Origin of the sequence: Variovorax sp. DAIF25 (assembly GCF_050711835.1) — a bacterium.
Lineage (GTDB): Bacteria > Pseudomonadota > Gammaproteobacteria > Burkholderiales > Burkholderiaceae_C > Variovorax.
In genome coordinates this window covers 5,817,157-5,841,937 of sequence record NZ_CP136636.1, presented here as the reverse complement: position 1 = coordinate 5,841,937, position 24,781 = coordinate 5,817,157, and the positions used below count along the sequence as shown (strand labels likewise).

Annotated in this window: 23 protein-coding genes; 6 read left to right on the top strand and 17 right to left on the bottom strand. The window is 70.0% G+C overall.

Annotated features, from left to right (window positions below; all coding sequences use genetic code 11):
* Nucleotides 1-4: 4 nt before the first annotated feature.
* From uraD to R0232_RS26940, 3 genes are read right to left on the bottom strand one after another with little or no spacing between them, the layout of a single operon-like run.
* Complete coding sequence (gene uraD / locus R0232_RS26950; protein WP_431510075.1) at nucleotides 5-1,786, bottom strand: 2-oxo-4-hydroxy-4-carboxy-5-ureidoimidazoline decarboxylase; 1,782 nt, start codon at nucleotides 1,784-1,786, stop codon at nucleotides 5-7.
* Between the two features lie 23 nt (nucleotides 1,787-1,809).
* Complete coding sequence (puuE, locus tag R0232_RS26945; RefSeq protein ID WP_208512669.1) at nucleotides 1,810-2,769, bottom strand: allantoinase PuuE; 960 nt, start codon at nucleotides 2,767-2,769, stop codon at nucleotides 1,810-1,812.
* An 11-nt stretch (nucleotides 2,770-2,780) separates the two neighbouring features.
* The gene (locus R0232_RS26940) at nucleotides 2,781-3,455 is read right to left on the bottom strand and encodes a GntR family transcriptional regulator (protein WP_057596531.1); all 675 of its coding nucleotides are present in this window, start codon (nucleotides 3,453-3,455) and stop codon (nucleotides 2,781-2,783) included.
* 84 nt (nucleotides 3,456-3,539) lie between these two features.
* On the opposite strand from R0232_RS26940, the gene uraH reads away from it, so the two are divergent.
* Complete coding sequence (gene uraH, locus R0232_RS26935) at nucleotides 3,540-3,890, top strand: hydroxyisourate hydrolase (protein WP_093340498.1); 351 nt, start codon at nucleotides 3,540-3,542, stop codon at nucleotides 3,888-3,890.
* A 137-nt stretch (nucleotides 3,891-4,027) separates the two neighbouring features.
* Here the strand turns inward: uraH and R0232_RS26930 are convergent, their stop codons facing one another.
* Complete coding sequence (locus R0232_RS26930) at nucleotides 4,028-4,525, bottom strand: hypothetical protein (RefSeq protein WP_431510074.1); 498 nt, start codon at nucleotides 4,523-4,525, stop codon at nucleotides 4,028-4,030.
* Nucleotides 4,526-4,578: 53 nt separating this feature from the next.
* Between R0232_RS26930 and xdhC the strand changes: the two genes are divergently transcribed.
* From xdhC to R0232_RS26910, 4 genes are all read left to right on the top strand, one after another.
* Nucleotides 4,579-5,385 carry a xanthine dehydrogenase accessory protein XdhC gene (gene xdhC / locus R0232_RS26925; protein ID WP_431510073.1) on the top strand — a complete coding sequence of 269 codons (807 nt, stop codon included), beginning with the start codon at nucleotides 4,579-4,581 and terminating at the stop codon, nucleotides 5,383-5,385.
* A 238-nt stretch (nucleotides 5,386-5,623) separates the two neighbouring features.
* Nucleotides 5,624-6,832, top strand: coding sequence for a urate hydroxylase PuuD (locus R0232_RS26920; protein ID WP_431510072.1), 1,209 nt, complete (start codon nucleotides 5,624-5,626; stop codon nucleotides 6,830-6,832).
* Nucleotides 6,833-6,896: 64 nt separating this feature from the next.
* Nucleotides 6,897-8,252, top strand: coding sequence for a glycerate kinase type-2 family protein (locus R0232_RS26915; RefSeq protein ID WP_431510071.1), 1,356 nt, complete (start codon nucleotides 6,897-6,899; stop codon nucleotides 8,250-8,252).
* A gap of 190 nt (nucleotides 8,253-8,442) precedes the next feature.
* Nucleotides 8,443-9,888 carry an NAD-dependent succinate-semialdehyde dehydrogenase gene (locus R0232_RS26910; protein ID WP_057596537.1) on the top strand — a complete coding sequence of 482 codons (1,446 nt, stop codon included), beginning with the start codon at nucleotides 8,443-8,445 and terminating at the stop codon, nucleotides 9,886-9,888.
* A 160-nt stretch (nucleotides 9,889-10,048) separates the two neighbouring features.
* On the opposite strand, the gene R0232_RS26905 is transcribed toward R0232_RS26910, so the two are convergent.
* The 6 genes from R0232_RS26905 to R0232_RS26880 all read right to left on the bottom strand — a co-directional run bounded on the left by R0232_RS26905 (nucleotide 10,049) and on the right by R0232_RS26880 (nucleotide 15,667).
* The gene (locus tag R0232_RS26905) at nucleotides 10,049-10,699 is read right to left on the bottom strand and encodes an NIF family HAD-type phosphatase (protein WP_431510070.1); all 651 of its coding nucleotides are present in this window, start codon (nucleotides 10,697-10,699) and stop codon (nucleotides 10,049-10,051) included.
* Between the two features lie 72 nt (nucleotides 10,700-10,771).
* Entirely contained in the window at nucleotides 10,772-11,488 is a 717-nt protein-coding gene (locus R0232_RS26900) for an MgtC/SapB family protein (RefSeq protein ID WP_093340486.1), read from the bottom strand.
* A gap of 90 nt (nucleotides 11,489-11,578) precedes the next feature.
* The gene (gene mgtA / locus R0232_RS26895) at nucleotides 11,579-14,311 is read right to left on the bottom strand and encodes a magnesium-translocating P-type ATPase (RefSeq protein ID WP_208512675.1); all 2,733 of its coding nucleotides are present in this window, start codon (nucleotides 14,309-14,311) and stop codon (nucleotides 11,579-11,581) included.
* Between the two features lie 90 nt (nucleotides 14,312-14,401).
* Nucleotides 14,402-15,178, bottom strand: coding sequence for a hypothetical protein (locus R0232_RS26890; RefSeq protein ID WP_431510069.1), 777 nt, complete (start codon nucleotides 15,176-15,178; stop codon nucleotides 14,402-14,404).
* A 57-nt stretch (nucleotides 15,179-15,235) separates the two neighbouring features.
* Nucleotides 15,236-15,364 carry a hypothetical protein gene (locus tag R0232_RS26885; protein ID WP_431510068.1) on the bottom strand — a complete coding sequence of 43 codons (129 nt, stop codon included), beginning with the start codon at nucleotides 15,362-15,364 and terminating at the stop codon, nucleotides 15,236-15,238.
* Nucleotides 15,365-15,448: 84 nt separating this feature from the next.
* Nucleotides 15,449-15,667: a hypothetical protein gene (locus R0232_RS26880; protein ID WP_208512677.1), complete on the bottom strand. Its 219-nt coding sequence runs from the start codon at nucleotides 15,665-15,667 to the stop codon at nucleotides 15,449-15,451.
* Nucleotides 15,668-16,104: 437 nt separating this feature from the next.
* Between R0232_RS26880 and R0232_RS26875 the strand changes: the two genes are divergently transcribed.
* Nucleotides 16,105-16,575: a low molecular weight protein-tyrosine-phosphatase gene (locus tag R0232_RS26875; protein WP_431510067.1), complete on the top strand. Its 471-nt coding sequence runs from the start codon at nucleotides 16,105-16,107 to the stop codon at nucleotides 16,573-16,575.
* Between the two features lie 154 nt (nucleotides 16,576-16,729).
* On the opposite strand, the gene R0232_RS26870 is transcribed toward R0232_RS26875, so the two are convergent.
* From R0232_RS26870 to R0232_RS26840, 7 genes are all read right to left on the bottom strand, one after another.
* Nucleotides 16,730-18,589, bottom strand: coding sequence for an alkaline phosphatase D family protein (locus R0232_RS26870; RefSeq protein ID WP_431510066.1), 1,860 nt, complete (start codon nucleotides 18,587-18,589; stop codon nucleotides 16,730-16,732).
* A gap of 112 nt (nucleotides 18,590-18,701) precedes the next feature.
* Complete coding sequence (locus R0232_RS26865) at nucleotides 18,702-19,118, bottom strand: acyl-CoA thioesterase (RefSeq protein ID WP_203202331.1); 417 nt, start codon at nucleotides 19,116-19,118, stop codon at nucleotides 18,702-18,704.
* A 23-nt stretch (nucleotides 19,119-19,141) separates the two neighbouring features.
* The gene (locus R0232_RS26860; RefSeq protein WP_057592022.1) at nucleotides 19,142-20,443 is read right to left on the bottom strand and encodes a TRAP transporter large permease; all 1,302 of its coding nucleotides are present in this window, start codon (nucleotides 20,441-20,443) and stop codon (nucleotides 19,142-19,144) included.
* Nucleotides 20,440-20,964 (bottom strand): TRAP transporter small permease, encoded by a 525-nt coding sequence (locus R0232_RS26855; protein ID WP_431510065.1) that lies wholly within the window; start codon nucleotides 20,962-20,964, stop codon nucleotides 20,440-20,442. Before R0232_RS26855 ends, R0232_RS26860 begins: the two co-directional genes overlap by 4 nt.
* A 5-nt stretch (nucleotides 20,965-20,969) precedes the next feature.
* Complete coding sequence (locus R0232_RS26850) at nucleotides 20,970-22,007, bottom strand: TRAP transporter substrate-binding protein (protein WP_431510064.1); 1,038 nt, start codon at nucleotides 22,005-22,007, stop codon at nucleotides 20,970-20,972.
* Nucleotides 22,008-22,095: 88 nt separating this feature from the next.
* Nucleotides 22,096-23,088, bottom strand: a complete 993-nt coding sequence (locus R0232_RS26845) for a Bug family tripartite tricarboxylate transporter substrate binding protein (protein ID WP_431510063.1) — start codon at nucleotides 23,086-23,088, stop codon at nucleotides 22,096-22,098.
* A gap of 38 nt (nucleotides 23,089-23,126) precedes the next feature.
* Nucleotides 23,127-24,770, bottom strand: coding sequence for an indolepyruvate oxidoreductase subunit beta family protein (locus tag R0232_RS26840; RefSeq protein WP_431510062.1), 1,644 nt, complete (start codon nucleotides 24,768-24,770; stop codon nucleotides 23,127-23,129).
* Between the last annotated feature and the right edge of the window lie 11 nt (nucleotides 24,771-24,781).

Below are 24,781 nucleotides of genomic sequence, written 5' to 3'. Positions count from 1 at the left end.
GGGTTCAGGCGGCGCTCGGTGCGCCGTTCAGGTTGTCGAGCAGATGCTGGAAGGCTTGCACCGCCAGCTCCATGTCGTCGTTGGTGCTCGATTCGAGCGGGTTGTGGCTGATGCCGGAGTTGATGCCGCGCACGAACAGCATGGCCTGCGGCATCACCTCGTGCAGCTTCATCGCGTCGTGGCCGGCGCCGCTGGGCATGCGGAACAGCGGCACGCCGAGCGAATCGACCGCGCGTTCCCAGCGCTGCTGCCATTCGGGCGCGCTCGGCGCGGCCGAGGCTCGCATGGTTTCCTCGAGCGTGTGGCGCACGCCGCGGCGCTCGCAGATGTCCTGCAGCGCCTTCACCACGTCGTCGGCGAGCGCATCGCGCTGCGCATCGTTGGGCGCGCGCAGGTCGAGGCTGAACTTGCAGCGCCCGGGCACCACGTTGATCGAGCCGCTCGGCACCTCGAGCATGCCGACGGTGCCGACCGAGTCGCCATCCTTGGCGGCGCGCTGCTCGGTGTAGAGGATCAGCTCGGCCACGGCCGCGGCGGCGTCGCGGCGGCGGTCCATCGGCGTGGTGCCCGCATGGCTGGCCATGCCGATCACCTCGCCCACGTAGCGCACGCTGCCGTTGATCGAGGTCACGATGCCCAGCGGGATGTCGAGCTCGTTGAGCACCGGGCCCTGCTCGATGTGCACCTCGACGAAGCCCAGGTACTTCGAGGGATCGCGCTGCGCCTTGGCGATGTCCTCCTCGCGCAGGCCCGCATGGGCGCGCGCCTCGCGCATGGTGATGCCGTCGGCGTCCTTCTGGTCGAGCCAGGCCGGGTTGAAGTGGCCGATCAGCGCGCCCGAACCGAGGAAGGTGGCCTTGTAGCGCTGGCCTTCCTCCTCGGCGAAGCCCACCACCTCGAAGGCGAAGGGCAGGCGGCGGTTCTGGCGCTTGAGCTCGCGCACGCAGGCCATGGGCACGAAGATGCCGAGCCGGCCGTCGTACTTGCCGCCGTTGCGCACGGTGTCGTAGTGCGAGCCCGTGAGCAGCGTCTTCGCATCGGGCGTCGCGCCCTCGTAGCGGCCCACCACGTTGCCGACCGCGTCGATCTCCACCGAGTCGAAGCCGGCCTCGCGCATCTCGCGCGCGATCTGCGCGGCGCAGGCGCGGTGCGCATCGGTCAGGTAGGTCACGGTGAGCTGGCCCTTCTCGGCGAAGCCCGGGTCGCTGTGCACCGCGAGCGCCTCCTGCCAGTCCCACACGTGGTTGCCGAGCGCCGGCTCGGTGCCGAACTTGTCGTTCAGGCGGATCTCGGCGATGCGGTGGATGTTGCGCAGCGCCTCGGCGAGCTCGAAGTCGGGATGGTTGTAGGCGCGGCGCTCGAAGGTGTCGATGATCTCGCGCTTGGACAGGCCCGTGCCGCGCGGGCCGCGCACCGCGAGGATGAAGGGGAAGCCGAACTTCGCGTTGTAGTCGGCGTTGAGCCGCTGGATCTTCGCGAACTCCTCGGGCGTGCAGTCGGTGAGGCCGGCCTTGCCCTGCTCGTTGGTCGATTCGGCGGTCAGCGTCTTGCTGACCATCGCCTTGCCCGCGAGCTCGGGGTGGGCGCGGATCAGGGCCAGGCGCTCCTCCTTGGTGGCCGTGTTCACGGCCTGCGCGAGCGCGTACTTCAGGTGCTGCAGCGAACGGAACGGGCGCGCGGCCAGCGCCCGGCGCGCGATCCACGGCGAGTGCTCGTAGGTGCCGTCGAGCAGCGCGACGGCTTCGTCGGCGCCCGCGGCGTTCAGTTGTTCGATGGTCAGGCTCATGGCGTGTGTGTCCTCCGTATGAATCAAGCTTGCGAGGCTTGGGAAGAGGCTTCGAACGGATGGGTCTTCTTCCAGTGCCGCGCGATGTCGACGCGGCGGCAGACCCACACCCGCTCGTGGCTGGCGATGTGATCGAGAAAGCGCTGCAGCGCCACGATGCGGCCCGGGCGCCCGAGCAGGCGGCAGTGCATGCCGATGCTCATCATCTTCGGCGCCTCGTCGCCCTCGGCGTAGAGCGCGTCGAAACTGTCCTTCATGTACTGGAAGAAGGGGTCGGCGTGCGAGTAGCCCTGCGGCAGCGCGAAGCGCATGTCGTTGCAGTCGAGCGTGTAGGGCACGATGAGCTGCGGCACGGTGGCGCCGTCGGTCTTGCGCACCTTCATCCAGAACGGCAGGTCGTCGCCGTAGTAGTCGCTGTCGTACTCGAAGCCGCCGTAGTCGGCCACCAGGCGGCGCGTGCGCGGGCTGTCGCGGCCGGTGTACCAGCCCAGGGCTCGCTCGCCCGTGAGCTTCTCGATGGCCTCCATGCCCAGGCGCATGTGCTCGCGCTCGGTGGCCTCGTCGATGTTCTGGTAGTGGATCCAGCGCCAGCCGTGGCAGGCGATCTCGTGGCCCAGTTCCTTGAAGGCGGCCGTGAGCTCGGGATGGCGCTCGAGCGCCATGCCGACGCCGAACACCGTGAGCGGCAGGCCGCGCTTCTCGAACTCGCGCAAGAGGCGCCATACGCCCACGCGCGAGCCGTACTCGTAGATGCCTTCCATGCTGATGTGGCGGTCGGGGTAGCTCGCGGGATTGAACATCTCCGAGAGGAACTGTTCCGAGCCGGCGTCGCCGTGCAGCGTGGCGTTCTCGCCGCCTTCCTCGTAGTTGAGGACGAACTGCACCGCGATGCGCGCGTTGCCGGGCCACTGCGCATGGGGCGGGTTGCGGCCGTAGCCGACGAGGTCGCGCGGGTAGGGCAGGGTGGTGTCGTAGACGGTCATGGTGGAAGGGATCAGGACAATGCGAGGGAGATGTCGCTGGTGGGCACCTTGCGGTCGAACACCAGGTTGGCCTCGACGTGCTGCAGGTGCTCGGTCATCAGGCGCACGGCGCGCTCCTCGTCGCGCGCGGCCAGCGCCTTGACGATGTCGGCGTGCTCGTCGTTCGAATGCTCGGCGGCGCTGGTGCTCTGGTACATGAGCGTGATGAGGGCGCAGCGCGAGATCAGCTCGCCGAGGATCTGCGCCAGCACCTGGTTGCCCATGAGCTCGGCCATGCGCACGTGGAAGTCGCCGAGCAGCTCGGTGCGGCCCGAGACGTCCTCGCCCGACACGGCCGATTTCTCGAGCGCCACGTGTTCCTTGAGCGCCTTGATCTTGGCCGGCGTGACGGTGCGCACGAACTCGCGCGTCATCTCGGCCTCGAGCATGCGGCGCACCGCGAACACCTGCTTGGCCTCGTCGACCGCGGGCGCCGCCACGAAGGCGCCGCGCGCGGGCTCGAGCCGGATCAGCTTGTTCTGCGCGAGCTGGAACAGCGCCTGGCGCACCAGCGTGCGCGACACGCCGAAATGGTCCGCCAGCTTCTGCTCGGCCAGCTTGGTGCCGGGCTGAAGCCGGTGGTCGACGATGGCGCGGGTGAGCGCATCGACGATCGAACGGGTGGTGGAGGACTCCATGTTTTTCATGATAGACCGAAAGCCGACAACTGTATACACTTTTGTCCACCGGAATATCCCGCACTCTCACCTGACCGACCGAAGGAAACTCCCATGGGCCTGAGCACCCACGTACTGGACACGATGCATGGCGGCCCCGCGGCCGGCATGGAGGTCGCGCTCTTCACCACCGAGGGCGACGCCGCCACGCTGGTGCGGCGCTTCACGCTGAATGCGGACGGCCGCAGCGACGGCCCGCTCTACGACAACAGCACGCTGAAGACCGGCACCTACCGGCTGGTGTTCGACGTGGCGGGGTACTTCAAGGCGCGCGGCGTGGCGCTGCCCGAGCCGAACTTCCTCAACAAGGTGTCGCTGGACTTCGGCGTGGCGCATGCCGACCAGCACTACCACGTGCCGCTGCTGGTGAGCCCGTGGAGCTATTCGACCTACCGGGGGTCGTGAACGCCGACAGCGTGACTGTCGAACGTCTTCCTCCTTCCCCCTCTGGGGGAAGGTCGGGATGGGGGCTGCCCCCGCGCCCCATGGAGGCGCTGCGTGCCCCCACCCCAGCCCTCCCCCAGCGGGGGAGGGAGCCGGCGCTACTGCTGCTGCCCTTCGGTCAGCGTGTCGAGCTGGAAGCGCCCGCTCTTGTCCCAGAGCCAGGTGTCGGTCCACACGACCGGCCCGAGCCGCGACGCGGCCGGGAAGGGCGCGGCCTGCAGCACGGTGCGCTCGATCTCGGCGATGACCTCGGGCGCATGCTGGGGCGCACGCAGCCAGTGCAGCGAGACCACGCGGCCGCTGCCGTCGAGGCTGACCTGCAGCGTGCCGACCGCATAGAGCACCGGCGGCAACTGCCCGCCGTAGATGCGGCGGTTGTTGAGGTCGTAGACATGGCGCGCGGCGTCGCGCCGGTAGTCGCGCGCGCTGGTGGCATTCGAGGCGCGCGGCGCCGGCCGGCCGCTGGCGCCGGGTTCGGCGGTGGCCTTGCTCAGTTGACCGGGCACCGAACCGGTGGTGCCGCACCCGGCGAGCCAGAGCGCGGCAAGAAAAGACACCGCCAGGGCGAGGCGGCGCGTCGTGGGCTGAAAATTCATCGCCGGGTTTATACCGTGAGTCCCTCACTCGCCCGCAACCGAAGGTATCCCTCATGAACGGCGCGGTCGACCAACTGCTGGCCCGTCTTCGCGACGAAGACGCGGTGCTGGTGCGCGTCGAATCCACGCAGGGCTCGGCGCCGCGCGAGGCCGGCACCTGGATGGCGGTCTGGGCCGAGGGCCTCACGGCCACCATCGGCGGCGGCCAGCTCGAGTTCCAGGCCACGCAGGAAGCGCGCGAGCTGCTGGCCGGTGCTCGCGCCATCGACGGCATCCAGCGCTATCCGCTGGGCCCGAGCCTGGGCCAGTGCTGTGGCGGCGTGGTGTTCCTGTCGTTCCGGCGCGTCTCGGCCAGCGACATCCCCGAGCTGCGGCGCGCGCTGGTCGAGCACCTGAGGCCGGTGGCGCTGTTCGGCGGCGGCCACGTGGGTGCGGCGCTCGCGCGGCTGCTCGCGGGCCTGCCGTTCTCGGTGCGCTGGATCGACAGCCGCGACGGCGTGTTCCCCGAAGAACTGCCGGCCCAGGTCGAGACCGAGCATTCCGAGCCGGTGCAGGACGCGGTGGCCTCGCTCGCGCCCGGCAGCCGCGTGCTGATCATGAGCTTCAGCCATGCCGAGGACCTCGACATCGTGATCGCCTGCCTGCGCCGCCTGCGCGAGCACGACGACCTGCCCTACATCGGCCTGATCGGCAGCAAGACCAAATGGGCCACCTTCAGCCACCGGCTCGAGGCGCGCGGCTTCACGGCGGCCGAGCTGGCGCGCATCACCTGCCCGATCGGCGTGCCGGGCATCACGGGCAAGGAGCCCGAGGTGATCGCGGTCGCGGTGGCGGCACAGTTGTTGCAATCGCTGGGCTGAGCCGGCGCTTCGGTGCACGAACAGGGTTTTCCCGGCACCGGCGCCGCAAAAAACCACGCCGCCCCTCGCCAAAACTGTATACACTTTCAGTCCACAAGTATCTGCCGCAGCGGAGCGAGGCCCACCCGGAGCCTGCGTTCGCGGCACTTTCTCTGCTTACAGCGCCCGCAGTGGTGAGCAGGACGAAGACATCCGCGCCCGGCGTTCCCCCGCGCCGAGCGGATTGAGAGAGCACCTCATGGAAAGCTACTACCTCGACTGGGCCAACCTGCTGCTGCGCTGGGTCCACGTCATCACCGCCATCGCCTGGATCGGCGCCTCCTTCTACTTCGTGATGCTGGACAACAGCCTCGAGAAGCCGCAGGACCCCGAATCGCTCGACAAGGGCGTGGGCGGCGAGCAGTGGGCCGTGCACGGCGGCGGCTTCTACAACATGCAGAAGTACCTGCTGGCGCCCAAGAAGCTGCCCGACCACCTGCACTGGTCGTACTGGGAGAGCTACTCCACATGGCTCACGGGCTTCGCGCTCTTCACCATGTCGTACCTCTGGAACGCCAGCACCTACCTGATCGACAAGTCGAAGATGGACTGGCAGCCGGGCGCGGCGATCGCCGTGGCGCTGGCCTTCCTGGTCGTGTTCTGGATGGTCTACGACAGCATCTGCCAGCTGTTCGGCCGGCGCAAGAACGGCGACACCATCGTCGGCGTGCTGGTGGCGATCTTCGTGGCCTTCGCGGCCTGGCTGGCCTGCCAGTGGTTCGCGGGCCGCGCGGCCTTCCTGCTGGTCGGCGCCATGATGGCCACGACCATGAGCGGCAACGTGTTCTTCTGGATCATCCCGGGCCAGCGCAAGAACGTGCAGGCGCTGCGCGAAGGCCGCCCGGTCGACCCGGTGCACGGCCAGCGCGGCAAGCAGCGCAGCGTGCACAACACCTACTTCACGCTGCCGGTGCTGTTCGCGATGCTGAGCAACCACTACAGCTTCACCTACACCCACAAGCACAACTGGATCGTGCTGCTGCTGATCATGCTCGGCGGCGCGGCGATCCGGCAGTTCTTCGTGGTGCGCCACCGCTTCAAGCTCGGCAACGCGCGCAACCCGCTGCCCTATGCGATGGTCGGCGTGGCCGTGCTGGGCCTGACCATCGTCTGGATGAAGCCCGAACCCGCCGCCCCCGTGGCCGCCGCCGCGCCGAGCGCGCCGGCCGTGGCCTACCAGGACGTGCAGAAGGTGCTCGAGCAGCGCTGCTACATGTGCCACGGCGCGAGCGTGCAGATGAAGAACGTGCGCGTCGACTCGCCCGAGCAGGTGAGTGCCCACGCCCAGGCCATCTACCAGCAGGTGGTGGTCACGAAGATCATGCCGATGAACAACGCCACCTCGATCACCGACGAGGAGCGCGCCCTGATCGGCCGCTGGTTCCAGGGCGGAGCCAAGACGAACTAGACCGCGGTCAAGAGGGCGGACTCGGGTTCGCCGCAAAATGCAGGCCCCGGAGACAACGCCACCCATGACCGCCAAGACCTCGACGCCCCCCTCGCTGCAAGACGCGACCGCTCCCGATCCCCGCCAGGCGCCGCGCGCCTTCCTCGAACACCTCTACCGCGTCGCGGTCGACCGCGCGCTGCCGCTGTCGACCCTGGGCGCGCACCTGCCCAAGCCGCCCAAGGGCCGCACGCTGGTGCTCGGTGCCGGCAAGGCCGGCGGTTCGATGGTGCAGGCGCTCGAGGCACTGTGGCCGGCCGACGCGCCGCTGTCGGGCCTGGTGGTCACGCGCTACGACCACATCCCGCCGCGGCCCGAGGGGCTGCCCAGCCGCATCGAGATCGTCGAGGCCGCGCATCCCGTGCCCGACGCGGCCGGCCAGCAGGCCGCCGAGCGCATCCTCGCGCTGACCGAAGGCCTGACCGCCGACGACCTCGTGCTGTGCCTGATCTCGGGCGGCGGCTCCTCGCTGCTGGTGCTGCCGGCCGAGGGCCTGACGCTGGCCGACAAGCAGCGCATCAACAAGCAGCTGCTCGACAGCGGCGCCCACATCGGCGAGATGAACTGCGTGCGCAAGCACCTCTCGCGCATCAAGGGCGGCCGGCTCGCGGCGGCCTGTGCGCCGGCGCGCGTGGTCACGCTCACCATCAGCGACGTGCCCGGCGACGACCCGGCCGTGATCGCGAGCGGCCCCACCGTGCCCGACGCCACCACCTGCGCCGACGCGCTGGCCATCCTCGACCGCTACCGCATCGAGGTGCCGGCGCCGGTGCGCGCGCAGCTCGAGAGCGGCGCGCTCGAGACGCCCAAGCCCGGCGACGCCGTGTTCCAGGGCTACCAGACCCACATGATCGCGGCGCCGCAGCAGTCGCTCGAAGCGGCCGCCGCGGCCGCGCGCGCGGCCGGCATCGAGGCCCACATCCTCAGCGACGAGATGGAAGGCGAATCGCGCGAGGTCGGCAAGGTGCATGCCGCGCTCGCGCGCGCCGTGGCCCAGCGCGGCGCGCCGTTCGCCAGGCCCTGCGTGATCCTCTCGGGCGGCGAGACCACCGTCACCATCCGGCCGCGCCAACCCGGCCAGGCCAAGGGCCGGGGCGGACGCGCCGGCGAGTTCTGCATGGGGCTCGCGGGGGCGCTGCTGGGCCAGGCCGATGTGTGGGCGCTGGCGGCCGACACCGACGGCATCGACGGCGTGGAGGACAACGCCGGCGCCTACGTCACGCCCGACACCCTGGCGCGCGCCGCCAACGCGGGCCGCAAGCTCTCGGACCACCTCGACCGCAACGATGCTTACGGCTACTTCGACGCCATCGGCGACCTGTTCGTGACCGGGCCGACGCACACCAACGTCAACGACTTCCGGGCGCTGCTGGTGCTCTGAGCACCGGCGCGCCAAACGCCCTTCCCCGGCGGGGGAGGCGGGCGGCCGCCTGCGCGCATCCCCGACTCGGGTTAACCTATGCGCCCCGGCAGCCCGCTGCCGCCCAGCCGCACGCGCCTTTTTTGGGCGCCGTGCCGCCATCCGAACTCCCCGTTTCCACTCCCATCCCCTGCCGAAGGAAAAGCTCGCCATGACCGCCTCCTCCTATACCGACACCCGCCTGCTGATCGACAACGAATGGGTGGACGCCGCCAGCCGCAAGACCCTCGACGTGGTGAACCCGGCCACGGGCCAGGTCATCGGCAAGGTGGCGCATGCCGGCATCCCCGACCTCGACCGTGCCCTGGCGGCTGCCCAGCGCGGCTTCGACGCCTGGCGCAACACCCCGGCCCATGAGCGCGCCGCCGTCATGCGCCGCGCCGCCGGCCTGATCCGCGAACGCGCCGGCGACATCGCCAAGCTGCTGACGCAGGAACAGGGCAAGCCGCTGGCCGAAGCCAAGGGCGAGACCCTGGCCGCCGCCGACATCATCGAATGGTTCGCCGACGAAGGCCGCCGCGTCTACGGCCGCATCGTGCCCTCGCGCAACCTCGCGGCGCAGCAGCTGGTCATCAAGGAGCCCGTGGGCCCCGTGGCCGCCTTCACGCCCTGGAACTTCCCGATCAACCAGGTCGTGCGCAAGCTCGGCGCCGCGCTGGCCACCGGCTGCTCCTTCCTCGTGAAGGCGCCCGAGGAAACCCCCGCGTCGCCCGCCGCCCTGCTGCAGGCCTTCGTCGACGCCGGCATCCCCGCCGGCACCGTCGGCCTGGTGTTCGGCAACCCGGCCGAGATCTCGGCCTACCTGATCCCGCACCCGATCATCCGCAAGGTCACCTTCACGGGCTCGACCCCCGTCGGCAAGCAGCTCGCCGGCCTGGCCGGCCAGCACATGAAGCGCGTGACCATGGAACTGGGCGGCCACGCCCCGGTGATCGTGGCCGAGGACGCCGACGTCGCGCTGGCCGCCAAGGCCGCCGGTGCCGCCAAGTTCCGCAACGCGGGCCAGGTCTGCATCTCGCCGACCCGCTTCCTGGTGCACAACAGCATCCGCGAGGAATTTGCCAAGGCCATGGTCAAGCACGCCGAAGGCCTGAAGCTCGGCGACGGCCTGGCCGACGGCACCACCCTGGGCCCGCTGGCGAATGCGCGCCGCCTCACGGCCATGGCGCATGTGCTCGACGACGCCCGCAAGAAGGGCGCGACCATCGCCACCGGCGGCGAGCGCGTCGGCGATGCCGGCAACTTCTTTGCCCCGACCGTGCTGACCGACGTGCCGCTGGACGCCGACGTCTTCAACAACGAGCCCTTCGGCCCGATCGCCGCCATCCGCGGCTTCGACACGCTGGACGAGGCCATCGCCGAATCGAACCGCCTGCCCTTCGGCCTGGCAGGCTACGCGTTCACCAAGTCGATCAAGAACGCGCACCTGCTGAGTCAGAAGCTCGAGCTCGGCATGCTGTGGGTCAACCAGCCCGCGACCCCATCGCCCGAGATGCCGTTCGGCGGCGTGAAGGACTCGGGCTACGGCTCGGAAGGCGGCCCGGAGGCGCTCGAGGCCTACCTCAACACCAAGGCAGTGTCGATCCTCGGCGTCTGAGCGCGACGCTTCGATCCGCTGTCTCGAAGAGGGCGGCATCGCTGGAAGGCGGTGCCGCTTTTTTCATGGCGCGCCGCGCATTGGGAGATCGTCAGAGAAACATCACGTCGGAGCGCAGCGCGTACTTGGTGCCGCGCGTCACCTCGGTGCCTTCGATGAATCAGCCATGGCCATCCAGCGACGCACGCGAAGTCGCATCGAACCCGACGCGCCCGCGCCAGTTGCGTTTCTCGACCGCGCGCACGTTCGGCACATCGGCCAGCTGCACCAGGTACTGCGCCAGCAGCGGCAGCTCGGCATCGTCGCGCTCGCCGAGGAACTCGCGCACCGTGACCAGGTTGCCGTAGCTGCGCGCGTACTTCGCGGGCGTGTCGTCCACGGCGATGATCGATTCGAGCGGATAGCCGCGCGACTTGAGCTTCTGCAGGTTCTTCACGGTCTGGTAGCCGCCCGTGATCCAGTCGCGCGTGGTGGTGCAGCGCTTGCTCGACCAGAGGAAGGCCAGCTTGCCGGGCGGGAAGATCCGCTCCACGACCTGGGCGGCGTAGATCTCGCCCGAGGCGGTCCACACGCCGACCTCGAAGCGCTCGAGCATCCGGGCCAGGAAGTCCGCGAGATGCGGCCGCAGGTAGACGTGGTAGCCCACCGCCCGGAAGTCTTCCGGGTGGTCGAGCGGCGTCTCCCGCGCGTGGATCAAGGTCTCGTCGAGGTCCAGCACCAGCAGCTTCGATGCGCCGGGCGTCGAGCCCGCGCGCACCGCGGCCGCGTGGCGGTCGGTCGAGGCGGCATCGGGGAGCGGCGGGCTGTCCATGGCGGTCCTGGGGAGCGGCGTGAGCGCACAGGATAGTGCGTTCGCTGCGCTTTCAGGCGACCGAGGGCTCGCTCAATCCTCCGCGCTCGCGTTCCAGAACGCCTGCTGCACGCCCTCCAGCGCCTCGAGCTCCGCGACCACCCGGTCGAGTTCCTCGGCCTCGACCGCGGTCGCATAGAGCGTGGCCTCGATCTCGGTGTCGGTGGCGCCGAAGGCATGCTGGTCGACGTCGCGCACCGGGTAGTTGGCGGCTTCGAGCAGCAGCAGCACCTGGTCCATCACCTCGGGCCGGGAGGCGCGCGTGCAGATCACGCGCACCGTGTAGCTGGCCTCGCCCGACTCCTCCTTCACCGGCTGCCGGTTGATGCGGTTGACCACGGGCCGCAGCAGGGTGTTGCTCGCGAGCACGAACAGCGCGGCGATCACGGCCTCGCCGATCAGGTCGGCGCCCGCGCAGGCGCCCACGGCGGCCGATCCCCACAGCGTGGCCGCGGTGTTGAGGCCCGTGATGTTGGCGCCTTCCTTCATGATCGCGCCCGCGCCGAGAAAGCCGATGCCCGAGACCACGTAGGCCGCCACGTGCACCGCGCCGTCGTGGCCGTGCAGGCGGTTGGCCATGTCGACGAACACGGCCGCGCCCACGGCCACCAGCGTGTTGGTGCGCAGCCCGGCGGTGCGCTGGCGCACCTGGCGCTCGAAGCCGATCAGCGAGCCCAGCACGAAGGCCGTGAACACGCTCAGCAGGGTGTCGAGCAGCGAGGGCAGGTTGAAGTTCTGTACCGCTTCCATGCGATCTCCTCCTTGTCGGTCGTGAACCAGGGTAGCGGCGGCATGTGACAGCCGCCGCTCCCTCTTGTCGTCACCGTTGTCGTCACCGGCTCATTGCCAGCCGTAGCGCCGCGCATACCAGCCCTTGACCGCCTGCACCAGCGCCGCGTAGCCGCCGAGCATCAGCAGCAGCCACGGGAAGTAGGTGATCGGCAGCGCCTCGAGCTTGAAGTAGTGCGCCACCGGGCCCATCGGCAGCCAGATGCCCACGGCCGCGATCGCCGCGCCCATGATCAGCAGCGGCCAGGCCGCGCGGCTTTGCAGGAACGGGATGCGGCGCGTGCGGATCAGGTGCACGATCAGCGTCTGCGACAGCAGGCCCTCGACGAACCAGCCCGACTGGAACAGGGTCTGGTGCTCGGGCGAGTTGGCGGCGAACACGTACCACATCACGACATAGGTCAGGATGTCGAACACCGAGCTCAGCGGCCCGAAGAACACCATGAAGCGGCCCAGGTCGCCCGGGTTCCAGCTCTGCGGCTTGCGCAGGAACTCCTCGTCGACGTTGTCGAACGGGATCGCGATCTGCGACACGTCGTACAGCAGGTTCTGCACCAGCAGGTGCAGCGGCAGCATCGGCAGGAAGGGCAGGAAGGCGCTCGCCACCAGCACCGAGAACACGTTGCCGAAGTTCGAGCTCGCGGTGAGCTTGATGTACTTGAGCATGTTCGCGAAGGTGCGGCGGCCCTCCACCACGCCCTGCTCGAGCACCATCAGGCTCTTCTCGAGCAGGATGATGTCGGCCGATTCCTTGGCCACGTCCACCGCGCCGTCGACCGAGATGCCGATGTCGGCCGCGCGCAGCGCGGGCGCGTCGTTGATGCCGTCGCCCATGAAGCCCACCACGTGGCCGTTGGCATGCAGCGCCTGCACGATGCGTTCCTTGTGCGCGGGCGTGAGTTTGGCGAAGACCTGGCGCTGCTCGACGATCCGGCGCAGCTCGGCCTCGTTCATGCGCTCGACCTCGTGGCCCAGCACCATGCGGCCGGCCTCGATGCCGACGTCGCCGCAGACCTTGCGCGTCACCAGCTCGTTGTCGCCGGTCAGCACCTTCACGGCCACCCCGTGCTCGGCCAGCGCGCGCAGCGCGGGCGCGGTCGATTCCTTCGGCGGATCGAGGAAGGCCACGTAGCCGAGCAGCGTGAGCTCGGTCTCGTCGGCCACGCCATAGGCGGCGCGGCGCGCATCGCCGCGCAGCACGCGGCTGGCCACCGCCACCACGCGCAGGCCCTGGGCATTGAGCTCCGAGGCCACGGCGTGGATGCGCGCGAGCACCTCCGCGTCGAGCGCGAGCACCTCGGCACCGCGCTCGACCGCGCTGCACACGGCCAGCACTTCCTCGAGCGCGCCCTTGCAGATCAGCAGGTGTTCCTCGGCCGCGTCGCTGCCGGCGACCACCACCGACATGCGGCGGCGCGAGAAGTCGAAGGGCACCTCGTCGACCTTGCGCCAGTCGGTCTGCAGCCGGGTGTCGAGCTGCATCTGGGCATGGCTCAGCACCGCCTTGTCGAGCAGGTTCTTCAGGCCGGTCTGGTGGAAGCTGTTGAGGTAGGCCAGCTGCAGCACGTGGTCGGAGCCCTCGCCCCAGGCGTTGGTGTGGCGCTCGAGCACGATGCGGTCCTGCGTCAGCGTGCCGGTCTTGTCGGTGCACAGCACGTCCATGGCGCCGAAGTTGTGGATCGCCTCGAGGCGCTTGACGATCACCTTCTGGCGCGACATCACGACCGCGCCCTTGGCGAGCGTGGCCGTCACGATCATCGGCAGCATCTCGGGCGTGAGGCCGACCGCGATCGACAGCGCGAACAGCGCCGCCTCCCACCAGTCGCCCTTGGTCACGCCGTTGATCACCAGCACCAGCGGCGCCATCACCAGCATGAAGCGGATCAGCACCCAGCTCACGCGGTTGATGCCGGCCTGGAAGGCCGTGGTGCCGCGGTCGGTCGCGCTCACGCGCTGCGCCAGCGCGCCGAAGAAGGTGCGCGCGCCGGTGTGCACGATCAGCGCGGTCGCGGTGCCGCTGATCACGTTGGTGCCCATGAACAGCAGGTTGTCGCGCTCGAGCACGCCGCTCGTGCTGCCGGCTGCGGGCACGCTGGCGAACTTCTCGACCGGCATCGCCTCGCCGGTCAGCGCCGACTGGCTGATGAACAGGTCCTTGGCCGAGAGCAGCCGGCAGTCGGCCGGGATCATGTCGCCGGCCGACAGCGCGATCAGGTCGCCGGGCACCAGGTCGCGCATCGGGACCTCGATGCGCAGCGCGCCGTCCGAGCCCTCCACGGGCCGCAGCACGGTCGAGGTGTTGCTGACCATCGCCTTGAGCTTGTCGGCCGCCTTGTTCGAGCGCGACTCCTGCAGGAAGCGCAGCACCGTCGACAGCACCACCATGCTGCCGATCACCACCGCGGCCTTCATGTCCTCGGTGACGTAGGAGACCAGCGCGAGCACGGTCAGCAGCAGGTTGAAGGGATTGCGGTAGCACTGCCACAGGTGGGTCCACCACGGCAGCGGCTTCTCGTGGTTCACCTCGTTGCCGCCCAGGCGCTTGCGCAGCGCGGTGGCGTGTTCCTCGCTCAGGCCCTGCGGCGAGCTGTCGAGCTGCGCCAGCATGTCGCCGGCATCGGCCAGCGAGGCGGCGCTCAGCGCGTTCGCGATCTCGGGCGGCATCGCGGCGGAGGCGATGCCCACGGGCTTCGAGCCCAGCAGCGTCTGCCAGCGCTCGAAGTGATGCAGCATGCGGCGGCTGCGCAGGAAGCTTTCGAAAAAGGACTTGAGGACGTTCTTCATTGTTGTTCTCCTTCGCCGCGTGACGGGCGCGGCGCGTGGCCTTCGAAGGCCGTTGGGTTTTTCTGGTGTTGCGGGAGCGTGGCGTGCCGTTCAGCGCCGGAAGGCCCAGGTCATGCCCAGGGTCCACCAGCCGGGCCGGTCGGCGCGCAGCCCGTGGGCGCGGCTCAGGTCGATGCTCAGCGTGTCGGTCGGCGTCCAGCGCAGGCCCGCGCGCCAGGCGCTGGCGCCGCCTTCGCGGAAGCGCTCGGCCACGAAGCCCAGTTGCTGCGAGGCCGTCCATTCGAGCGCCAGGCCCGAGTGGCTGCGACTGGGCTGTGCGCGATGCAGGTCGCGGCCCAGGTTGAAGTGGGCGCGCCAGTCCTCGGCGATCTGCCAGGTCAGCGGGACCACCACGCTGGCGCCCGTGTAGCGCAGCGCGCCGCGCTCGGGCGAACGTTCCCAGGCCGCGGCCACCAGCAGGCCCACGCCGAGGTCGTCGCTCAGTGCGTGGGCCCACTTGAGCTGCGGCGCCGCGCGCACCGTGCGGCCCTCGCTGCCGCGTTCGCGCTCGAGGTTCAGGCCCAGCTCGACCGGGCCGACGCGGCAGGCGGGTCCGAGGTGCACCGGCGCGTACCCGCTGCGTTCGCCATCGCGGCGATCGGCCCAGGTCTCGATCTGGCATTGGCCCGGATCGAGGATCGCGGCATCGTCGACTGCGTGGTGCCCGCCGGCGGCATGCGTCTGCGTGACCGCGAGGCCGCAGAGGTATGCCGCCGTCCAGGCGCGGAGGCGTGCGGCGCGCTGGCGCAGCGAGGGGCGTGTGCGGCGCGGGGCGCGGCGGACGAGAAGGGCGGTCCGGGTGGCGGGCCGCAGGCGTTGGCGGTTCATTCGAGGTTCTCCTGGCGAGGCGCGCAACGGGGCGCGCGAAGGAGAACCTCCCGCGGGTCAGCCGGAGGTGACGGTCCTTCGCGGCTCGGTGTGCCGCGGATGGTTCATGGTGATGAAGGCCGACCGGCGCGCGGCGCGGTCAGGCAGGGGAGGCGCGCAGCGGCGCCAGCGAGGGTCTGGGTCCATGGTGGCCTCCTTGGCGATGGGTGGATGAAGGCGCGGTGCTTCGTTCGAATGCAACGGTCGGGGCGACGCGTCGGTGGACAGGCGCTACGAACGCTCCGGCTTGCGTTGGCCCGGCACCAGCAGCAGGAAGCAGCGGATGCGCCGCGTGCTCCAGAACGAAGCGGACTTGTCGAGTTCCTGGTCGGCCTCGGGCTGCAGCATGTCGGCCGCGGGCTGGCGCGCCGACGCGGCGCGCGGGTCGGCGTCATGCGTGGCGGCGTGGCCACGATGCAGGGGCTGGCGATGTAGAACGAGTTGACGCATGACAAGGCTCCTTCGACCCGTGACGGGCGAGAGGACCTCGTGGCATGGACCACGCTGGCTGGCAAAGAGACGCCAGTGACGAAACGGATGTCGGGGGAGGGAGAGCCTGCCGGGAAGGGCAGGCATCACGCCGCGGGCACGTCGGCCGCGGCGCGCAAGAAGCCTGCGCTACGGAGCCGGGTGTGCCGCGCATGCCACGGCACGCGTCTGGTCACTGATCCAACTGGCACTGTCCACGCACGAGGCTCCGAAGTGAAGATGCGGGATTGTTGCACTGCGTCATCGCGGGGGCAACCCGAAATGCGCGTTTCAGCGTTCGATGCAGGGTTTTAAGGCCACAGTGTTGCGATGGCGCCTCGATGCGGCGCGGGCCCGCGCGGTGGTCAGGCTGCGTTAAGTTGCGCGGCGCGATCATGTCCGGGCAGGACAATGCGGCCATGACCCAGGCCAGCGTCCTCTTCATCTGCACCGGCAACATCTGCCGCTCCCCCACCGCCCACGCCCTGCTCGCCCACAAGGCCCGCGCCGCGCAGCTCGCGCTCGAGGTCGACAGCGCCGCGATCTCCGACGAGGAGCGCGGCAATCCGCCCGATCCGCGTTCGGTGGCCGAGGCGCGGCGGCGCGGCATCGAGATGCACGCGCATCGCGCGCGGCAGGTTCGGGCCTCGGACTTCGAGCGCTTCGACACCATCGTCGGCATGACCGGCCAGCACTGCGCGGCCTTGCGTCGCCTCGCGCCCGCGGGCACGGCGCACAAGATCCATCTGCTGACCGACTTCGCCGACGGGCTCTCGGGCGACGTGCCCGACCCCTGGTACGGCGACCGGCAGGCCTTCGTCGAAGCCTTCGACCTGATCGAGCGCGGCGTCGACGGCCTGCTCGCGAAGCTGGCGGTCACGAGGGCCTGAGGCTGCGAGAAAGGCGGGCAGCCGAACGCAGAGGGCGCGAAGGTCTCGCAAAAGTCGCGGAAGGACATCCAGAGATTGGTCGTCCCTTCTGCGACTTCCGCGCGCTTTTGTCTTCCTTCTGCGTTCGGCTGTCCGTATTCGCGGCCCGTCCGTCTCAGACGTTGTCCTCGATCACCGGCGTCGTGCTGCCCGCATTCACGCGGATCCGCGTGCGCTTGAGCAGCGGGCTCGCGGGTGCCTTGCCCGCGTCGAGCGGCTTGACCTTGTTGAAGACCACGGTGAAGGCCTGCGCCGTGACCGTCGCGCTCGCATAGCCCTGTGCGTCGTGGTCGGAGAACAGCAGGTCGGGGTTGTTGCCGCGCATGACTTGCTCGAAAGCGGCGGGCGTGGCGGTCAGCGCGGTGAGCGGCGTGCCCTGCGAGCCGGCCTTGATGTAGCTGTAGAACGAGGAGCTGCTGACGCCCGCGCAGACGAAGTCGACCAGCACCGGCGTGCCGGCCGCGGGATCGGGCAGGTCGCGGATCAGGCCGCACTGGAAGGCATGCAGGTCGCCCGTGATCGCCACCACGTTGCGGATGTTCTGCGCCTTCAGGTAGCCCATCAGGTCGGCCTTGTGGCTCGGGTAGCCGTCCCAGGCGTCGCAGTTGACGACGTAGCGCTGGTTGAAGGGCGCGGGCGGCTGCGGCACCACCTGCGTCAGGTCCACCCACATGCGGCTCAGCGAGACCTCGTTGCCCCAGACCTTCCAGGTGGCGGTCGAGTTCTTCAGCGTGTTCTTCCACCAGTCGGTCTGCGTCGGGCCGAGGATGCTCGGCGCCCGGCCGAGCTGCTGCGTGCGCATCGCCTCGAGCGCCAGCAGCGTCGTCTGCGGCGCGAAGTAGCGCGAGCCGATCGAGCTGTTGCCGTCGACCGGATCGCCGCCCGTCTGCTGCGCGACCAGCGCCTCGGAGATCACGTGGTCGTCGCGGTACAGCCGCTCGTCGGTCATCACCAGGTGCAGCAGCGGGCCGAAGTGGAAGTCGCGGTAGATCTTGATGTTGTCGTAGGCCGGGTTCCCCATGTCGAAGGAGACATCGCCGAAGTCCACCGGCATGTACTCGGCCCAGGCCTGGCTCGCGCCGCGGCGGCGCGCGGTCTGCTGGGTGTTGGCGTTGGTGTAGGTCTGGTGGTCCTGCCAGCAGTCGTCCGAGAACTCGTGGTCGTCCCAGATCGCGATCAGCGGGAACTTCGCATGCACCGCCTGCAGTCGCGCATCGCCGCGGTAGGTGCGGTAGAGCGTGCGGTAGTCGTCGACCGTGTTGGCATAGACGCTGCCGTCGGCCAGCGCCACGCCGTTGGGCAGCTGGATCGCCTGGTGCGCGGGCTCGGCCACGCCGGCCTGGAACTTCGCGCCCACGGTCTCGTAGACGTAGTCGCCCACGTGCACCGTGAAGTCGAGGTCGTCCTCGGCCGCCAGCAGGTCGAGCGCGCCCCAGTGGTTGATCAGCCAGTCCTGGCAGGTGAACCAGGCGAAGCGCAGTTGCTGGCGCTGGCTGTCGGCGGCCGGCGCGGTGCGCGTGCGGCCGGTGGCGCTGACGTCGCTGCCCGCGACGAAGCGGAAGAAGTAGCGCGTATCGGGCGAAAGGCCCGTGACCTTGGCGCGCACGGTGCGGTCGAAACGGTCCGAGGCCTCGAGCGCGACTTTCGCCACCAGGTTGCCGAAGCCCGAGGTGTCCGACACCTCGAGCCGCAGCGCGATGGCCGCGCTGTTGGCGGCGGTGCCGGTGCGCACGCAGCGGGTCCAGAAGACGATGCTGGTGTCCTTCGGGTCGCCCGAGGCCACGCCCTGGCCGAAGGCATAGCGGCCCGCGGGTTCGGGCGCGGGTGGCGGCGGCGCCGGCGCGGGAGCGGGCGGCGGCACGATCGGGAACACGATCCCGTCGCTGCCTCCGCCACCGCAGGCGCTCAGCACGGGAGGGGTGGCGGCGGCGACCGTGTAGAACAGGCCGCGGCGCAGGAAGGAACGTCTTTCCATGGGGGATTTCTTTTCGCGTGAGGGGTCGATGGCGGGGCGCGCACGAATCTGCGCGAGCGCCATGACACAGCGATGAAAGCCGCCCGCCGCCCCCTGCGGCCCCGGCGCCGCGCTATTCGCAGAGCGCGCGGATCGACGGCGGCACCGGCAGCGCGCGCAGGCTGCCGTCCTCGCGCTTGCCGCCGAAGATGCGCACCTCCTCGCATTCGAGGATCGGGTCCGCGCCGCGCGTCACGCGGTAGGCCTGCACGAAGCTCTTCTCGCGCCACTCGGCGATGCGCGTCGCGATCTCGAGCGTGTCGCCGTAGCTCGCGGTCTTGACGAAGCGCGTGTGCGTGTCGACCAGCGGCGTGCCGATCACGCCGAGCGTCTTCGTGGTCTCCTCCCAGCGCGGCACGCCGCACTGGTGGAAGAAATGGCGCGAGGCCGCGTCGATCCAGCGGAAGAAGTTCGGGAACCAGACGATGCCGGCGGGGTCGCAGTCGCCGAATTCGACGCGGACGGTGTAGACGATTTCCTTGGTGCTCATGTGCTCGATTCTGCTTGCTGCCTTCATCCCATGCGCCCGGGCAGCCACAGCGCGATCGCGGGGAACGCGATCAGGATCACCAGCCGCAGGATGTCGGTCGCCACGAAGGGCAGCACGCCCTTGAAGATGGTGGTGAAGCTCACGTCCTTCACCACGCTCTTGATGACGAACACGTTCATGCCCACGGGCGGATGGATCAGCCCGAGCTCCACCGTCATCACGATGATGATGCCGAACCAGATCGGGTCGAAGCCCAGGTGCACGATCACCGGGTAGATGATCGGCACCGTGAGGATGATCATCGCCATCGCGTCCATCAGGCAGCCGAGCACCAGGTACATCACCATGATCAGCGCGAGCACGCCGTAGCGGCCCACGCCCAGGCCGGTGAGAAACTCGGTGAGCTTCTGCGGGCTCTGCGTGATGGTGAGGAAGTAGCCGAACAAGAGCGCGCCGATCAGCACGGTGAACACCGCCGCCGCCGTGCGCGTGGCCGACAGCAGGGCCTCGCGGATCTTCGCCCGGTCGAGCCGGCCGCGCAGCACGCCGAGGATGAAAGCACCGCTCGCGCCCACGCCGCCGGCCTCGGTGGGCGTGAAGAAGCCGCCGTACAGCCCGCCGATCACGAACAGGAACAGCACGATCGGTGCCCACACGTTCTTGAGCTCGGCCGCGCGCTCGCTCCAGGCCCGCGCCTCGCCGCGCGGCAGCCAGCCGGGCTTCACGCGCACGATGACCACGATGGTCAGCACGTACATCAGCATAGCGAGCAGCCCCGGCACGATGCCGGCCATGAACAGCTTGCCGATGTCCTGCTGCGTGAGGATGGCGTAGACCGCGAGCACGGTCGACGGCGGCAGCATCGCGCCCAGCGTGCCGCCCGCGGCGATCACGCCGGTGGCGAAGGACTGCGGGTAGCCGAAGCGCCGCATCTCGGGATAAGCCACCGACGAGAAGGTGGCGGCCGTGGCCACCGAGGAGCCGCAGATCGCCGCGAAGCCGCCGCAGGCCACCACCGTGGCCACGCCGAGGCCGCCGCGCAGGTGGCCGATCATCGAGTTGGCGGCGCGGAACAGCTCGCGGCTCACGCCCGACACCGAGACCAGCGCGCCCATCAGCATGAACATGGGGATCACGCCGAAGGTGTAGTCGGTCACGGTGCGCATCGAGGTCTGGCCCACCAGCTTGAGCGCGGGGCCGGGGCCCACGAGGTAGCTGTAGCCGGTGACGCCGACCAGCCCCATCGCCATGCCCACGGGCACGCGCAGCAGCATCAGCACGAACAGGGCGACGAAGCCCAGCAGGGCGACGGCATCGGTGCTCATTCGCTCACCTTCTCTTCGACGTGCTCGTCGTGCAGCAGCTCGGGATGGAAGATCAGCCGCCAGGTGCGCACCGCGATCAGGATCACGGCCGACACATCGCCGGCCCAGGCCACGGCATAGAACGGCCAGGTCGGGATGTTCATGTCGTAGGTCAGCACGTTGTCGGTGTAGGTGAGCCGCACCTTGTCGAACAGCATCGCGGTCTGCACCGCCACCACCAGCAGCAGCACCAGCGTGGCGAAGATGTCGATCGCGCGGCGCATGCGCGCTCCGGCCGCGGTCCAGACCAGGTCGACCGTGATGTGGCCGCCGCGGTAGCTGGTGGCCGCGATGCCCCAGAAGATCAGGATCCCGAGCAGCATGCGGCCGAAGTCGTAGGCGTCGGGGATCGAGGTGTCGAAGAACTTGCGCAGCACCACGGCCACGAAGATGTTGAGCGCGACGATCCCCACGAAGATGGCGGCCAGCCATTCGATCGTGTTGATCACGCGGTCCATGGCATTGGCCGGACGCGTGCTCATGGCGGTCACAGCGCCGACTTGTGCTTCGCCAGGCTCGCCTTCAGCGCGTCCATCACGGCCTTCGGATCCTCGCCCGTCTTCTTCACGCTGTCGGACCACTGCGCCTCCGACGGCGCGGCCGCCTTGCGCCAGGCGTCGAGCTGCTCGGCCGTGAGCTTGTAGACCTCGTGGCCCGACTGGCCCGCGATCTTGGCGCGGCCCGCGAACTCGAAGTCGGCCCAGGGCGCGGCCACCTTCTGCGCCCATTCGCTGGTGCAATGGTCGTCGATCACCTTCTTCTGGCCCGCCGACATCGCGTCGTACTTGCCCTTGTTCATGACCCAGACGAAGGGCGTGACGTACAGTGGCACGTCCATGTGGTACTTGACCACCTTGTCGATGCCGAACAGGCCGATCGATCCCCAGGGGAAGGTGATGGCATCGGCCACGCCGCGCTCGAGCATGTCGCGCGACTCCGGCGCCGAGGCCTGCACGTTGGTGCCGCCCAGCGAGGTGATGAGCTGGCCCACGGTGCTGGTCGCGGGCCGCACCTTCATGCCCTTCACGTCGGCGGGCAGCACGATCTTCTTGCGCGAATGGAAGGTGCCGGGGTCGTGCACGAAGGCGAAGCAGTACTTCACGTCCTTCATCTCCTTGGCGGCGTAGGCGCGGTACCAGTCGTCGATGGCGGCCGAGCCCTCCTTGCCGTTGGCGAACAGGAAGGGCAGCGAGGCACCGGCCATCACCGGGAAGCGGCCCGGCTGGTAGCCGGGGTTCACGTACGAGAAGTCGGCGATGCCGTCGCGGGCCATGTCGTAGTGGTCGAAGGCCTTGCCCAGCTGCTCCGAGGGAAAGAGGATCGCGGTGATCGAGCCGTTCGAGGCCTTCTTGATGTCGTCGGCCCAGGCCTGCAGGGCCGGGTTCAGCGGATGCTGCGCGGGCACCCAGCTCGACAGCTTGATCTGCACCGGCTTGTCCTGCGCGAGCGCGGGGACCACGGCCGAGGCGGCGAGTGCCAGCGTGAGCGCGAGGGCGCCGGGGCGGCGATGAAAGGAAGTCTGCATGGCTTGTCTCTCTTTCGTTCTGCGTGTTGTGGATTCAGTGAGCAAGGGATCGGGCAAGGTCTGGAGGTCCGGGTGCGCGCTCCTGGGTTCAATCCGCCGCGATGCGGCGTTCGCGGATCAGCGCGCCGAAGCGCTGCGAATCGGCCGCGGCGCGCTGCTGGAACTCGGCCGGCGTGCCGGGCACGGCCTCGCCGCCCAGCGAGGCGATGCGTTCCTTCACGGCGGGCAGCGCGAGCGCGCGGTTGATCTGCGCATTGAGCTGCGCCACCACCTCGGGCGGCGTGCCGGCCGGCGCATAGAAACCGAACACGGTGTCGGCATCGAAACCGCGCAGGCCGGCCTCGTCGAGCGTGGGCACGTCGGGGAACAGCGGCGAGCGCTGCGGGCTGCCCACGGCCAGCAGGCGCAGCTTGCCCGCGCGCACCTGCTGCAGGCCGATGCCGGGATCGAAGGCGTAGTCGACCTGGCCCGCCAGCAGGTCCTGCAGCGCGGGCGCGGCGCCGCGGTAGGGCACGTGCAGCGCGAACAGGCCGGCCTGGCTCTTGAACATCTCGCCCGCGAGGTGCGGCGAACTGCCGCTGCCCGGCGAGGCATACGAGAGCTTGCCGGGGTTGGCCTTGGCATAGGCGATGAAGTCGCGCACGTTGGCCGGCGGCAGCGAGGGCTTGGCGACCAGGAACACCAGCACCCGCGCCGCGGCCGCCACCGGCACCAGGTCCTTGGCCGGGTCGAAGCTCATGCGCGCATAGAGGTGCGGGTTCACCGACACCATGCCGCCCGAGCTCATGAGCAGCGTATAGCCGTCGGCCGGCGCGCGCGCCACGGCCTCGCCGCCGAGGTTGCCGTTGGCGCCGCCGCGGTTCTCGATCACCACCGGCTGCTTGAGCGCCTCCTGCAGCGGCTGCGCGACGGCGCGCGCGATCTGGTCGGCCGCGCCGCCGGGCGGGAAGTTGACGATCACCTTGACCGGCTTGGCGGGCCAGGCGGTGGCGGTGTTGGCCTGCGCCGAGGCACAAGCAAGAGAGGCGAGGGCGGCCGCCAGCAGCAGCCGGCGTCGCCAGGGGAAAGCGTCGAGGGTCATGGTGTGTCTCCGGTTTCTTTTTGGGGATGCGATGAGGCTCAGGCGGGGCGCGAGGGCGTGGCGGCCGGCGGCCGCTTCATCCAGCGGATGGGCTGCGCCTGCACCGGCCGCGGCGCCGCGCCGTGCTGCGCGAGCGCGGCATCGAGCGCCTTGCCGCCTTCGTCGGCCAGCGCGGCCTCGCGCGCGGCGGCGATGGCCTCGGCGCGTGCCGGCGCGGGCATCGCCGTGCGACCCGCGAGTTCGCCGACCAGGTGCAGCAGCGTGTGCTTGCCGCGCTCGTTGGTGCTGCCATAGCCCTTGATGAGCCGGCCGCACTGCGCGAGCTCGCGGCCCAGCACCCAGTTCTCGCGCGCGCCGGCCTCGATGGCCGCGAGCCAGCGCTCGATCAGCGCCTGTTCCTCCGCGAAGCGGCTGCCGCGGCGGCGCAGCCAGCGCAGCGAGGCCAGCAGGCGCAGCGAGGCCATGCCCCAGACGGCATGGCTGCCCACCTGCAGCGGCAGCGCCCAGGGCTCGCGGCCGCGCGCCTGGCGCGCGCGGTCCCAGGCCGTCACGCGGCGCGCGAGCGCGGGTGGCAGCAGCGCCGCGAACTCGGCCGCGCCGGGCTTGAAGTGGTCGTAGACCTTCACGATGTCGGCCTCGCCCGCGCGCACTTCGCGGCGCACGCGCTGCGCGCGGCTGGCGCGGCCCTTGAGCGCGGCCACGCGCACGATGTCGTCGAAGGCCATCCACAGCGCGAGCCAGCGCGCGGTCTCGCGCACGATGGCGAAGCCGCGCGCGCCGGCCGGGTCGGCCGCGCGCTCGGCATCGAGCACGCGCGCCAGCCGCTGCGCATAGAGCGCGGCATAGGCCTCGTCCTGGTAGTCGAGCACGCGCGCATGGCCGAGCGCCAGCAGGTCGTGCACGGCCGGCGGAAAGCGCTGCGCCAGCTCGGCGGGCAGCGCGCGCGCGGGCGGCGGCGCATCGCGGCCTTCCTCGGCCAGCACGCCACGCACGAAGGCGGCCTGCGCACGCGGCGCGCTCACGGCCTCGAAGGCGGCCGCGAAGCCGCGCAGGCTGGCCGCGGCCGCCTTGCCGACCTTGTCGTGCGCGACGCCGCCGCGCACCGCATGTTCGTAGGCCGCGCGCTCGAACGGGAACAGCCCGCTGCCCGCGATCGCGCCGAGCATCACGGCGCTGACCACGGTGCCGGCCTCGCGCGCCATCGCGCCCATGTCGAGCACGTGGTGCTCGCGGCTGAAGGCCTTGACCACGTCGATCAGGCGCTGCGCGTCGGCGCGGCCGTCGCCGGGCACCATGCGCTCGGCGGTGGTGAGCACGCGCGCCGACGAGCTGATGACCAGCGTGCGCGGCGGCGCGCTCATGCCGTTGCCGATCTGGCGCGTGGTCTCGAGCAGCTCCGACGACACGATCGCGTCGAGCGCGCCCGGCACCGGGCTCAGGCTGAAGACGGGCCGGCGCCCGCCGAGTTGCTCGAGCGGTACCGGGAACACCTCGATGTAGTAGGTGGTGGCGCCGGTGCGCTGCGCCACGCCGGGGATCGAGGTGCTCTGAGCCGCGAAGCCCGCGTGGCGCGCCGTCTCCACCAGCCATTCGGTGAGCACGCCGCCGCCTTCGCCGCCGAGGGCGCAGACGAGCAGGGTGATCGGGCGCTGCGTGGACGCCGGGGAGGAATGTCGTTCCATGGCTCGTGTCT